15 protein-coding genes are annotated in these 11,586 nt (G+C 45.0%); all 15 read right to left on the bottom strand.

Annotated features, from left to right (window positions below; translation table 11 throughout):
* Window positions 1-29 precede the first annotated feature (29 nt).
* Window positions 30-833 carry a YwqG family protein gene (locus H2R00_RS17560; RefSeq protein WP_182069950.1) on the bottom strand — a complete coding sequence of 268 codons (804 nt, stop codon included), beginning with the start codon at window positions 831-833 and terminating at the stop codon, window positions 30-32.
* A gap of 50 nt (window positions 834-883) precedes the next feature.
* A complete protein-coding gene (locus H2R00_RS17555) occupies window positions 884-1,831 on the bottom strand; it encodes an ATP-binding protein (RefSeq protein ID WP_182069949.1) in 948 nt (315 codons plus the stop codon).
* Between the two features lie 11 nt (window positions 1,832-1,842).
* Window positions 1,843-2,508, bottom strand: coding sequence for a hypothetical protein (locus H2R00_RS17550; protein ID WP_182069948.1), 666 nt, complete (start codon window positions 2,506-2,508; stop codon window positions 1,843-1,845).
* Window positions 2,509-2,529: 21 nt separating this feature from the next.
* Window positions 2,530-3,519: a tetratricopeptide repeat protein gene (locus tag H2R00_RS17545; RefSeq protein ID WP_182069947.1), complete on the bottom strand. Its 990-nt coding sequence runs from the start codon at window positions 3,517-3,519 to the stop codon at window positions 2,530-2,532.
* A 318-nt stretch (window positions 3,520-3,837) separates the two neighbouring features.
* Window positions 3,838-4,716 (bottom strand): Cof-type HAD-IIB family hydrolase, encoded by an 879-nt coding sequence (locus tag H2R00_RS17540; protein WP_154994694.1) that lies wholly within the window; start codon window positions 4,714-4,716, stop codon window positions 3,838-3,840.
* Window positions 4,717-4,731: 15 nt separating this feature from the next.
* Window positions 4,732-5,502: a transcriptional regulator GlcR gene (locus H2R00_RS17535; RefSeq protein WP_154994696.1), complete on the bottom strand. Its 771-nt coding sequence runs from the start codon at window positions 5,500-5,502 to the stop codon at window positions 4,732-4,734.
* Between the two features lie 142 nt (window positions 5,503-5,644).
* Window positions 5,645-6,310: a transaldolase family protein gene (locus H2R00_RS17530; RefSeq protein ID WP_182069946.1), complete on the bottom strand. Its 666-nt coding sequence runs from the start codon at window positions 6,308-6,310 to the stop codon at window positions 5,645-5,647.
* A gap of 21 nt (window positions 6,311-6,331) precedes the next feature.
* Window positions 6,332-7,117: a sorbitol-6-phosphate dehydrogenase gene (gene srlD / locus H2R00_RS17525; RefSeq protein ID WP_154994700.1), complete on the bottom strand. Its 786-nt coding sequence runs from the start codon at window positions 7,115-7,117 to the stop codon at window positions 6,332-6,334.
* A gap of 14 nt (window positions 7,118-7,131) precedes the next feature.
* On the bottom strand, window positions 7,132-7,503 hold the full coding sequence (locus H2R00_RS17520) for a PTS glucitol/sorbitol transporter subunit IIA (RefSeq protein WP_154994702.1): 372 nt from the start codon (window positions 7,501-7,503) through the stop codon (window positions 7,132-7,134).
* A gap of 23 nt (window positions 7,504-7,526) precedes the next feature.
* Complete coding sequence (gene srlE, locus H2R00_RS17515) at window positions 7,527-8,534, bottom strand: PTS glucitol/sorbitol transporter subunit IIB (RefSeq protein WP_176276682.1); 1,008 nt, start codon at window positions 8,532-8,534, stop codon at window positions 7,527-7,529.
* 17 nt (window positions 8,535-8,551) lie between these two features.
* On the bottom strand, window positions 8,552-9,100 hold the full coding sequence (gene srlA, locus H2R00_RS17510; RefSeq protein ID WP_043925087.1) for a PTS glucitol/sorbitol transporter subunit IIC: 549 nt from the start codon (window positions 9,098-9,100) through the stop codon (window positions 8,552-8,554).
* Window positions 9,097-9,540, bottom strand: a complete 444-nt coding sequence (locus H2R00_RS17505) for a transcriptional regulator GutM (protein ID WP_154994705.1) — start codon at window positions 9,538-9,540, stop codon at window positions 9,097-9,099. Before H2R00_RS17505 ends, srlA begins: the two co-directional genes overlap by 4 nt.
* On the bottom strand, window positions 9,537-10,499 hold the full coding sequence (locus H2R00_RS17500) for a sugar-binding transcriptional regulator (RefSeq protein WP_154994707.1): 963 nt from the start codon (window positions 10,497-10,499) through the stop codon (window positions 9,537-9,539). The genes H2R00_RS17505 and H2R00_RS17500 overlap by 4 nt, the downstream gene beginning before the upstream one ends.
* 220 nt (window positions 10,500-10,719) lie before the next feature.
* Window positions 10,720-11,067: a single-stranded DNA-binding protein gene (gene ssb / locus H2R00_RS17495; RefSeq protein ID WP_154994709.1), complete on the bottom strand. Its 348-nt coding sequence runs from the start codon at window positions 11,065-11,067 to the stop codon at window positions 10,720-10,722.
* A gap of 104 nt (window positions 11,068-11,171) precedes the next feature.
* The gene (locus H2R00_RS17490; protein ID WP_154994711.1) at window positions 11,172-11,543 is read right to left on the bottom strand and encodes a hypothetical protein; all 372 of its coding nucleotides are present in this window, start codon (window positions 11,541-11,543) and stop codon (window positions 11,172-11,174) included.
* Window positions 11,544-11,586 lie beyond the last annotated feature (43 nt).

Genomic DNA, 11,586 nt, shown 5'->3' with positions numbered 1-11,586 from the left:
CTGTCTGCTATAGACAGCTGTTTTTTTCGTTAATGACAGTCCCAATTATACAATACGTTTGAAAAGTCCTTATTCTTTAAATCATCAGGCCTTATAAAAAAATTGGCAATCCCGACATCTCCCCACATGGCATCAATGTCCTCATCAGAATCAATTTGCAATAGCAGAACGGTATGTTCTTGATAATCGCCTTCTCTCGGATCATCTTGCGTGAAGGCTGCATAGCCCCCGATCTTATGGGAAAAGCCGCCGTGCATTTCATGGTATTCATCAAACACCGTTTCCTCTTGATCGCCGAATTGCTCAAAGAATGTCCAAGCATCCGTTCCTGCGTATCGCTCAAATTGAAAGTCAGACGCAGAGACAAGTTCAAACCCTATGTCAGGCGTGATTGAAGCTTCGCATCCAATCGGAAAAGCCAGCTCATCCTCAAGCTTCACAAACGAAAAGTCGTCGACAAGCTCGTCTTCATTTTGGGTGATATTCTCAAAATACTTGATGCAAAAACTCGACTGTTCACACGGATCGTCAAAATTCAAACCGTAAACATCATCACTGACCGAAATGAAAAAAAGCAGAATCCCGGATTCCGGGAAATTCTCAAGGCGGGGCATGTCTGAAAAATTAATTTGCGCAAGCAGTTTCATCGGCTTTCCCTGCGAATCCACAGGATACTGTTCAGACTTTGGAAAATAAGGATCGCCGGCCAGTTTGCTTTCATATCGGCCTGTTTTTCCTTTTCTCGTGTTCAGCTTCAAAAAATCCCGCGCTGATTGTTCGAATTGCCTGCGGTATCGGGCCATTTTTTCTGGTAATTGAAACGGCTTTTTCATTTTTGTCATTCTCCTTTTGATCGGGTGATCCTTTAAAATGTGGAGGTAACCTATTTCAGCTTGGTCCTCTTCATATAATCAAGAACGGATTGATATTCTTTATTCGCATCACTAAACATGGCGTAGTTTTTCGCTGTTGAAAACCACTCAAGCGTTGAAGGCACTCTCCCTTGAAGGCTGGTTTCAAGATCTGTTTGTTGGACAGGCGACAGCTTTCCTTGCCGAAGCGACCGTTCGATCGCCTGATCTAAAGCATCGCTGACCAACTGTTCTAAATCAGCCCCCGAAAAATGGCAAGTCTTTTTGGCGATTTTCAGTGCATCAATCTGATTATGCGGCTTGCCGGACAGCTTTAAATTTAAAATGTCGACACGTTCTTCTTCGGATGGAGGCGGCATAAATACCATCTTATTAAATCTGCCGGGACGGCGTAAGGCAGGATCTAAATACCACGGTGTATTCGTTGCACCGATCACATACACGCCGTCATTAAACGACCCTAAACCGTCTAATTCTATCAGCAACTGATTGACCAGCACCCTGTCATGATACTGGCTCATTCCCTGCCGATTCCCCCCGATTGAATCAAGCTCATCAATAAAAAGAACGCAAGGACTGTTATCACGCGCTTTTTCAAAAATGTCATGCAGATTATGTTCACTCTGCCCAACATACATGGACAATATCGCCTGAAGCTCCAAGTGTATAAAGTTTGCTTGGATCTCTCCGGCAATCGCTTTCGCGATAAATGTTTTTCCGCATCCCGGCGGGCCAAACAGAAGAAGGCTTCCTCCCGTCGCTTTTCCAAACGCTTTAAAATACTCAGGATTTTGCAAAGGCAAAATAAAGTCCATGTTGATTTTCTTTTTAATGTCTTCTAATCCGCCGACATCAGCAAAAGTTTCACAGCGCTGTTCTAATTCGGTTAAAGCATGTTGATGTTGATCAAACTGAATGACTTTCACCTTTGCGCGTTTATCCGTGTCATCCCTCTTCATATTTATCCTTCCTATCTATGATTTGTACCGTTTAAGATCCTTTTCATCACTTTATAGTTCGCCTTGGAACCCGCATGTTTTTCCAGCTGGGCCTGATCTTTCTTTTTGATTCCGCTTCTTTCAATATGTATTCCTTGCCGCTGCAGGAGCTTGTCAAGTTCGTCCGCTTTATTGTAAAACTCGTCAGACAAGGCGGCATCGATTTTTTTTCCGTCGTTTAGCGTCAGATCATACTTCAGGTAAAGTGCGCCTTTTAACCCTTTTTGATAATAGGCATGGACAGAAGTGACATCCTCCATATCGTAATGTTTGGTGCTGGAGATTAGTCCTTCTCTTATGACAATGCTGTTTTTCCCAATATTTTGATATTGAAAAAAGGCATTGCATAGCAGCGTCAGCCCTACGACTAGAAGAATCAAGGATAAAGGAGGCTGCAAACGCCCTTGATAGCCTTTGGATGTTATCACTTTTCTAACGGTGTAAGGTATACAAATGAAGGTCAGCAACAAGCTGTAAAATATGCTTACATCAGAGCAAAAAAGCATGTTGTCGGAAGCCGCCAGCATTTTCATTTGAAGATTCCCAAATCGGTCATACAAAGACATCGTGCCGACAAAACTAAGCAGTCCAAAAAAAACAAAAAATAGGGTTCCCGGTTTATCTTTACGTATTTCCATTATTTCCACTCTTTCATTCATTTAAAATATCAATCTGCATAAGAATGATATGATCCCTATCACAATCATCAGCAATACAATAAGGATCCAAATCGGTGTGTACCTCAAAAATGTGAGGACCGAACTTCCTCGCATCTGTTCGGGCAATTTTCGCTGCATGAAGGCTCCCGCCAGCCCATTCATCATATAAGGTGTACTGTAGACGAGAAACAGGTATGGAATCGTAAGCCACTTGAAGACCAATGTCACAATGACAAGAAGCGGCCAAAACAACACCGGTTTTTTAACACGAAGTTTTTCATGGAATCGCCTGATTTTCAACGGGAATTTCATAAACCAAAAATTACACATGTTGTATAACGCTAAATTGGGTACAATCCCTGGATTGTTCGGATTGATTTGTAGAGCTCTTTTGTTTAAAGTCAATGCTTGTGCATAATCTCCTCTTCTATATGCCGCAGAAGCGGCCATTCCCGTGATCATGGCATCATCGGCATTTTGGGCGAGCGCTCTGTCTGAACACGCCCTTGATAATCCATCCTCAAAAAACACCGCCAAAATCTCACTGTATACGACAAGAGAAAATGGATCGTCAGGTTCTAATTCCACTGCCTTTTCTATATAAAAACGCGATTTTTCATACTCATTTTTATCATGGAAAAGAAATTGAGCGTGCATTGCATAAGTGTAGTGATAATCGGGGTACTCTGAAATCATTATTTCATTTATTTCCTCATGCTCTTCGTACATTCCCAATTCATAGTATGCAAGAGTCAAGACAGCCAAAATTTCAAAGTTCATCGGATCTAAATTTAAAGCCTCTTTTGCAAACTGTACCGCTTTTTCATATTCTTTTGCATTAAAATATATATTTGAAAGCAATTGATAGCCTTCGTATGAGTCGGGGTAGTTGGATAAAAACTGCTCTGCTTCCTTCAAGGCTTCCTTTGTTTTCCCCCACTTTGAAAGCCGCTCTGCTTTCTCATACATTATACTCATTTGATTATCCAAATCGATCACCTGTTATTTACTCTTTTTCAATGAGTTCTAGTATCTTTTTCTAATAAGAGGATTTAAACTAATCAAAAAGTCACCTTCCATTCTTACAATTTGAAATAATAGTTAAATAGTAACAAACATCACCAGATCAAACAATGAATAAAAAGTAACGAAAATAATATCCCACGTTCACGAGGCAGCGTTAAAATAAATAAAGGCCGCCGACATTGTCGGCGGCCCGCGGATCAATAACATCCGCTGCTTAACCGCACTCCTTCAATCGTTACGCTGCCGTGTACGGCATCACGCCGATTTGAAAGGATGTACGAATTAAACCGGTTTGACTTGCTGTTCAATCAGCTGATGCAGGATGTGAGCGACGCCATTTTCATCATTAGTGAGCGTTACCTCATCAGCCATCTCTTTAATGTCTTCGCGCGCATTGCCCATGGCAAAGCTTTTCCCCGCGATCTTCAGCATCGAAAAATCATTGAGGCTGTCTCCGACGGCAGCTGTTTCCTGAAGGGAAATGCCGAGCTTGCGTGAAAGCTTCTCCAATGCAAGCCCTTTTGACGCCTGAAGATGCTCAATTTCAAAGTTATGCTCGGCTGAAGTGACAAGTGTAATATCTTGTGCATCTTCAAATTGCTGCCAGCCTGTTTCCAGTTTTTCTTTATGAAAAGAAAAAGCTAATATGTTATATACATTGACATCCTTTCCGGCTAAAAACAGGTCGGTATAGGAGCTGATGTACGCGTATCCATTTTGGCTGAGCTGCTGTTCAGCCGCGAGTTCCAGCCTTGAAAGATCGGCCTCGGGATTTGCGCTTTTCAAGCGGTCCAGCTCAATGTCAAGCAGCTCGCGGCCGTTTTGCGGCGTGAAGATCGCTTCATCGCTGAATACCTCATAATAGTAATTCTTTTCTTCAAGCCATTGAAGAATTCCTTCCGCCCGTTTCCGGTTAAGCGGCACCGAGTGGTAAAGACGGCCTTCAGGATCATGAATCACCGCTCCGTTGGCACTGATAATCCATGTTTTAATACCTGTCGGCTCAAAAATCGCTTGCACATCAAAGGATGCTCTCCCCGTGGCAACCACTACTTCAATCCCGTGTTCCCGCGCTTTTTTAATCGCATCGATGTTTTCCTTTGAGATCTTGCTTTCACTGTTTAACAACGTCCCGTCTAAATCGACAGCAATCATTTTCATCTGCTGTATTCCCCCTTAAGTATCGTGATGTTCAGCCACGAGCAGCTCCACATCGTGCTCATCAAGCAGCTTCTGAAACGGTTTCGACGGCAGCCGGTCTGTAATGAGAAGGTCGATGTCACCTAGTTCAGCATACCGGTAAAAATCCGTTCTCCCGATTTTCGAATGGTCGGCAAGCGCTATGACTTGCTTCGCTTGGGAAATCATTTTCCGCTTCACCATTCCGTCCTCCTCATGGGCGATTGTAAGCCCGTGTTCAGAAACCCCCACCACGCCGATCAGTGCTTTATCAACATGATAGCATGACAGCTTTTCAATGACGGATGCGCCGTACAAAAAGCGGTGCTCTTTTTGAAGCTTTCCTCCAAGCAGATGGATATCAGCCCCTTTTCTAGAGGAAAGAACATCTGCAAGGTTAATCGAATTGGTGATGATCGTGCAATTGACATCCGGCAAATGCTCGGCGCATGATTGGACAGTCGTGGAAGCGTCCAAAATAATGCGGTCGCCCTCTCTGATTAAAGAAGCAGCTGCTTTTCCGATCATGCTTTTTTCTTCGGAAACCATGCCCAGCCTGCCCGAATAGTCTTTGACTTCATCATGAACGGTAGGCAGAATCGCCCCTCCCCTTGTTCTGATAATAGCACCTTGCTCTTGCAGTTTGACCAGATCCCGCCTTGCCGTATCTCTTGAAACTCCGAATAAAGAACAAATTTGTTCAACGGAAATCCGTTTATGCTCTTTTAAATAGTCGATGATGGAAATTAGCCTTTCCTCTTGATACACTCGATCATTCCTTCTTTACGCAAGTAAAATTCATTATTTATAAGTGATTATAAGCAATTCCGCCGAATAAATCAAGAGTATATAAGTAATGGTAAGCAAAAATAAAGCCTGAGGCCGGTTTCCCGGCCCTCAGGCTCGTACGCTAAATTGAAAATGTTCCATATTGAGAGTGCCAAACTTCACGAAACACATGGATATCGCGGTCTGCAGCCGGATGATCAGCCAAATGGCTTAAAAGCTCGGGACTGATTGTCGCCTCATGACTCCCCGCTTCCATGACGGCAAGAATTTGACGGTTATGTTTAAAGCTTGCCGCAAGCACTTTGCAATTTAAACGGTATGTGTGGAATAAGCCGACAATCGATTTGACAACGCCCGCCCCATTACCATACTCCTGATCAATACGATTGACATAAGGCGCGACATAGGAGACGCCGGCTTTTGCCGCCAGTACAGCCTGTGCAGCGGTATAAACCGTTGTCCCTGTGGTCTGGATGTTTTCAGCCGCAAGCTTTCTGATCGCGTAAAGTCCTTGAGCTGTCACCGGAATTTTCACCGACACGTTTCCATCCAGCCAGTTATAGAGCGCCTTCGCCTGATCGACCATATCCCGCCATTGGTCGGCGATCACCTGGGCATGGAGAGGCAGCTGTTCGGGAAGGAACCGCCGAATATCTTGAATCTGCTGTTTAAAGGGCTGCTTTTCCCTTGCGATCAGCGTCGGGTTTGTTGTGACGCCGCCAGCGGGAAATGAATCCAGCAATCTTTCAATCTCCGGTATATGCGCTGAATCAATCAGCATGTTCATTATTGCGTCCCCCTTCGTGTTTTAATGCATGACCTGCCCTCCGGTTACATTGATCGATTGACCCGTCATATAGGATGCCTGGTCAGAAGCATAAAACAAGATGGCATTGGCGATGTCATCATACGTACAGCCCCGCCCAAGCGGCACTTTTTCGGTGTACACGCGCTCTACTTCACTCTCCGGAATGCCGAGCTTTTTCGCGTATTGCGGGATCAAGCTTTGGAACATCGGCGATTTCAACAAATTCCCCGGCATAATGCTGTTCACGCGAATGTTGTGTTCGGCAAGATCAAGCGCGAGGCTTTGAGTGAGACCGACGCCTCCAAATTTGGAAGCTGAATAAGCTGTATTATGCTTGCTGCCGACTTTTCCCGATTTGGAGTTGATTTGAATGATTGACCCGCTTCCCTGCTTAATCATGACCTTTGACGTTTCCCTCGCGCAAAGAAAATACCCGGTCAAATTGACTTCGATGGTCCGTTCCCAGTCTTCTAGCTCAAAATCTGTGATCTTATTGCTTTTGGCGATTCCCGCACTGTACACCATCACATCGATTTTTTCGAATTCGTCCGTGACCCTGTCGATCATTTTTTTTACATCGGCTTCCTTTGTAAAATCCGCTTGAATCCACAGCGATTTGACCCCGTATTGACCGGCTGCATAATCAGCCGTTCTTTCGGCGTTCTCGCCGTTGATGTCTGCGACCGCGATGTCATATCCCGCCTCTGCCATGCGGTAGGACAGCGCTTCTCCGAGACTTTGTCCGCCGCCGCATATCAATGCCACTTTTCCTTTATTCATCTCCATATAGCACCCGCTCCTTATGAGAATCTTTTAACTTGAATACAGTCTCCTGCTGAAACCTCCGGCATTTGTTCTTTTCGTTCAAGGTACAGTGTTCCCGGCAGCTCGGCTGAAGCTGACCCGTCAAATTTCAGCGTAATATGCCCGAGATTCGCCAGGTTCTGACGAACGGCTCCGCCAACGGCTGTGATTTTGTAGGACTCGCCGCCAAGCAAAAGCTCATCGCCTTCCTTGAATTCGGCTTCTACAGGATTTATATCAATTGATAAACAATAATCTTTCAATTCATCCGGAGCACCTTCGCCAAATAAGATGAGCATCTTTTCATCTGAAAATGCCGCTGCTTGAACTCCTATTCTGTTTATTTTTGTTTCATACAGCATGACCATTATTCTCCCTCCTTAAGAAAACCTCAGCTGTCATACATGCCAAAGCTGGCCAGCCAAGCAATGAAAACGGTTGGCGCCCCCGTCAGAAAACGCGAATACAGCACCGACGGCACCCCGACTTCAACCGTTTCGACTTCCGCTTCCGCAAGACCCAGACCGACTGGAACAAAGTCGGCAGCGGCTTGCGAATTGATCGCAAATAACGCCGGCAGCGCCAAATTCGGCGGAATGTTTCCTTTGCCAATCTCGACGCCGATCAGAGAACCGACAACTTGTGCAATCACCGCCCCCGGTCCAAGGAACGGGGAAAGCAGCGGAAATGAACAAACAAGCGAGATTAATAGCAATCCGGGCAGTGAGCCTGCAAATGGTGATAGATATTTGGCAAAAATGTCTCCGATACCTGACTCTTTAATGATGCCGATCAATAGAGCCACAAAAGCCATGAACGGAAGAATTGTTTTGATAACGGTTTCAATTGCTTCCCGTCCCGCTTGATAAAACGTGCTGACGACCGATCCCATGGCCATCCCGATTGTCGCCATCATCCCTTTCGGCGACTGCTGTTCACTAATTTTTTTCTCTGTGCTATAATGGTTGTGTTTATTTTGTATTTGTTTTTCTTCTGGAATATTAGACTGTTCAGGCTCCTCCACAGCTCCCAGCAGTTTAATATTCTCTTTTTTTACTCCGGAAACATATATATCTTCTGTAATATGGGCGGCAAGCGGTCCGCTTTTCCCGGTCGCCATCACATTGATCGTCGGAATTCGCTTTTGTGGATAAAGTCCGCAGCGCAGCGTCCCTCCGCAGTCGATGATCACAGCAGCCATTTCGCTTTCAGGTACAGTCGTTTTAAAGCCGTCGACCAGGGTGCATCCCGTCAGCTCAGCTAAATGATCCGCAAAATCTGGTTTGTTTCCGCCGGTAACGTACACGATTTTATTTCTCTCTTCATCAGGCGTGATCACCAGAGGCCCGCCAAACCCTCCCGGCCCTTTTGAAACTTCAACCGAACGATAGGAACTCATCTGTATACCCGCCTTTCTTATTTAAGATCAATCGAATCTTTCAAGGCAATGCCCTGCTGTTTCGCGACATAAGCCGTTGTCATATCCGTTACCCAGCCCCTGAGAAAGTTTGTCACAATCCCGACCAAAAGATAGCGGAGAGCAAGCTCTGTCGTTTCATGCCCCAGCGTCGTAATCCCTGCGGCAATCCCGAGGAAAACAAACAGCTCGCCCGGATTCACGTGCGGGAAAAGTCCGTTATGCGTGTGACAGGAATAAGATGCAGCCGCATAATAACTCGGTTTGTATTTTTCAGGCAAGAACCTGCCAAGCGACAGCGTCATTGGATTTGCAAGCATGAACGTACCGATGACAGGCAAAACCATGTATCTGGTCAATGGATTTTTTCCCGACTTCCTCGCGAGCGCTTCGACGCGCTTTTCTCCTATCAGGCGTATCAGGGCATTCATGGCAACAAGCAGCATAATCAATAAAGGAACGATGTCTGTAAGCATACTGACAAACACTTCTCCGCCATGCCTGAATAAATCCATAAACTTTTCCGCAAGCCATGTTACGTTTTTCATATTTCACCTCTTTTTTTAATTTGAAAGCTCATTAGTTTTTGAAGCCGTGTTTTCTTCTGCGGGATATCACCCCCTTTCGTGATGATGTCGAATGTTCTCAAGGCATCTTCAATTGCAAGACGTGTGAGGCGGTCGTGCCGGGCAAGCTCCGCTTGTCCGATCTTCAGCAAATACTTTCCTTCAAACCCTTTTAAAGGCCTGATTCTTGAAAAGACGGTGACACCTTGCATTTTTGATGCCTTCAAAATTTTATTGCGTTTGTCAATGACAAACAGGACGACCGTTCCGGCTCTGAATAAGCCGGTCTTTCTTCCGACCGCGACTCTCCCCATACGTCTGTACGCGGCGAATGTTCGGTTGAAATGCCTGATTTGCCAGAAACCCAAAACGCTTTGGAGAAGCCATGCAGCTCCAAGAGCGATGATAAAGTAAATGATCATGATTGGTTTCTCACCTCCTCGGCAATTTCTCTGGCTGTTTCGGCAGTTGTCACTAAAATATTAATATAGCGGCCTTTTGCAGCCCCAATAATGGAAGGAACTTTTTCATGGGATTCGGCAAGACCGATGGAATACTCCAAATCCTTTAACCGGTTGATGTCTATCGCGATGGTTCTGTCATGAATCTCTGTTTCTACTAATGCTCCCGAACGATCAAAGAAGCGCGAGCATATATCTCCGACTGCATGTTTTTCTTCAAGGCGCTCGATATCCTGGTCGCCGTAAAATCCTGTCCAGATCATATTTGAAGAACTAAGCGGCGCCCCGATTCCGACGGCTGCCACGGTAAGGCCGTTCCACAGACTTTCTATTTTTTTGAAATAGTGGGACTTGACGATTTCCTCTTTCGTTTCTTTTTTTTCGACAACGGCTGCCGCATCTATAAAGTAGGGCGTGCCTCCAAAGTCACCGGCAATGCTGTAGACGATGCTGTTCACGTGATATTTCGTATCCATGGCGCCCGGACCGCCGACAAGCGGCACGAATGAAGCACTCCGTTTTTTGACGCCGTGAAACTCCCCGATCATTCCCGCCATCGTCGTCCCCCATGCGAAGCCTACCGTATCCCCGTCTTTCACAACGCGTTTTAAGATTTCGGCTCCGGCTTTGCCGACGAGTTTCTTCTTGTCTTCAGCTGTTTGTTCCGGTTTTGCTTCGCATATGTACACTTCTTTAAGCCCGAGCAGCTGTTCGAGCTCCCGTTCCAAATCATAGTGTGTCCCGACATGGTCATCGATCGTGATTTTAACGATTCCTTCCTCACGCGCTTTTTTCAGCATGCGTCCGACCGTTGTTCTGTATATCCCTGTTGCTTTTGCAATCTGGCTCTGTGTCATATCCTCTTCGTAGTACATTTTGCAGACTTTGATCAGAAGGCGTTTATCATCCTTTATTTCCATAAGATCACCCTTCTTTTGCACATTTGTGCAAGTATTAGTCATTTGTAGTTGTATTCGCTTACATTATACATTCGGAATTTTTGGACGTCAATTTAAATTTGTCTATTTTTTGTCTAAAATAAAAAAACCGGTCATTGAAAACCGGCCATAAAGGGGGATAAAAAAGGGGATATTGATTGATTTTTTTTAAGAAAGGCGTTTATAGAAGGAATCTTGCGGTTTAAGCATCCGCCGGCTCATGCGCTTTTCGGCTTTCTCCCAAAAATCTGACTGACCGGGCGACAACTTCTGTAATAAAGACGCCTTCGCCTTCTGAATTGACGTATTGGCGGGTTTGGATTCTTCCGCTCAGCCCGATGATGGAGCCTTTTTCGCAATATTCGGCTGTGTTCACGGCAGTTTTGCGCCACAGCGTGCAATTGACAAAATCCGCTTCAATTTCGCCTGCTGCATTTTTGAAAGGCCTGCTGACAGCCAGCGTCACATTTGCAACAGGGACACCGTCAGATGTATACCGAAGTTCGGGGTCTTTTGTCAAACGCCCGACCAGCATGATCTCATTAAACATTTCGTCCCTCCCTTCCTGTTCGGGTATCCCCAGTTTATAAGAGATCGGTTTTTAAGCAAAATCCTCATAAAAGAAAAATAACCCGGAAAAAACCCGAGTTCATGTCATAATTTTTGCTTTTTTCTGCCATTAATCAAAAAAATCATTTCTTTGTTATTAGAGAAATACGTATTTTTCAGAAACTGAAAAAAAACAGGAGATGACAGCCACCGCTCTGAGTATACGCGGACATATGAGCCCCCGTCCCAAGCATACAGACGGAATGACAACTCTTTCTGTTTAAGCGTTACTTGAAATTCGTATATTTCCATTCTGTCCTTTGTTTCATAGCGAAACACGATGCCTTCATTCGCATACGTGCTGATTTCGTGCTTTTTGTTACCGGCTGAAAAGCAAATCATAGGCATATATTGACGGCAGTCAGCAGCTGGATTGCTTGCGATCACAAATACTTCCTTTAAGTAAAAATGGTTCATAAGTCACCTCCTGCTCAATATCACCTAAAGTATAAATAAAAAT

Origin of the sequence: Bacillus haynesii (assembly GCF_014042035.1) — a bacterium.
GTDB classification, from domain to species: Bacteria; Bacillota; Bacilli; order Bacillales; family Bacillaceae; genus Bacillus; species Bacillus haynesii.
Note: the sequence above shows the minus strand (reverse complement) of the source record. Positions and strands in the feature narration are given on the sequence as shown.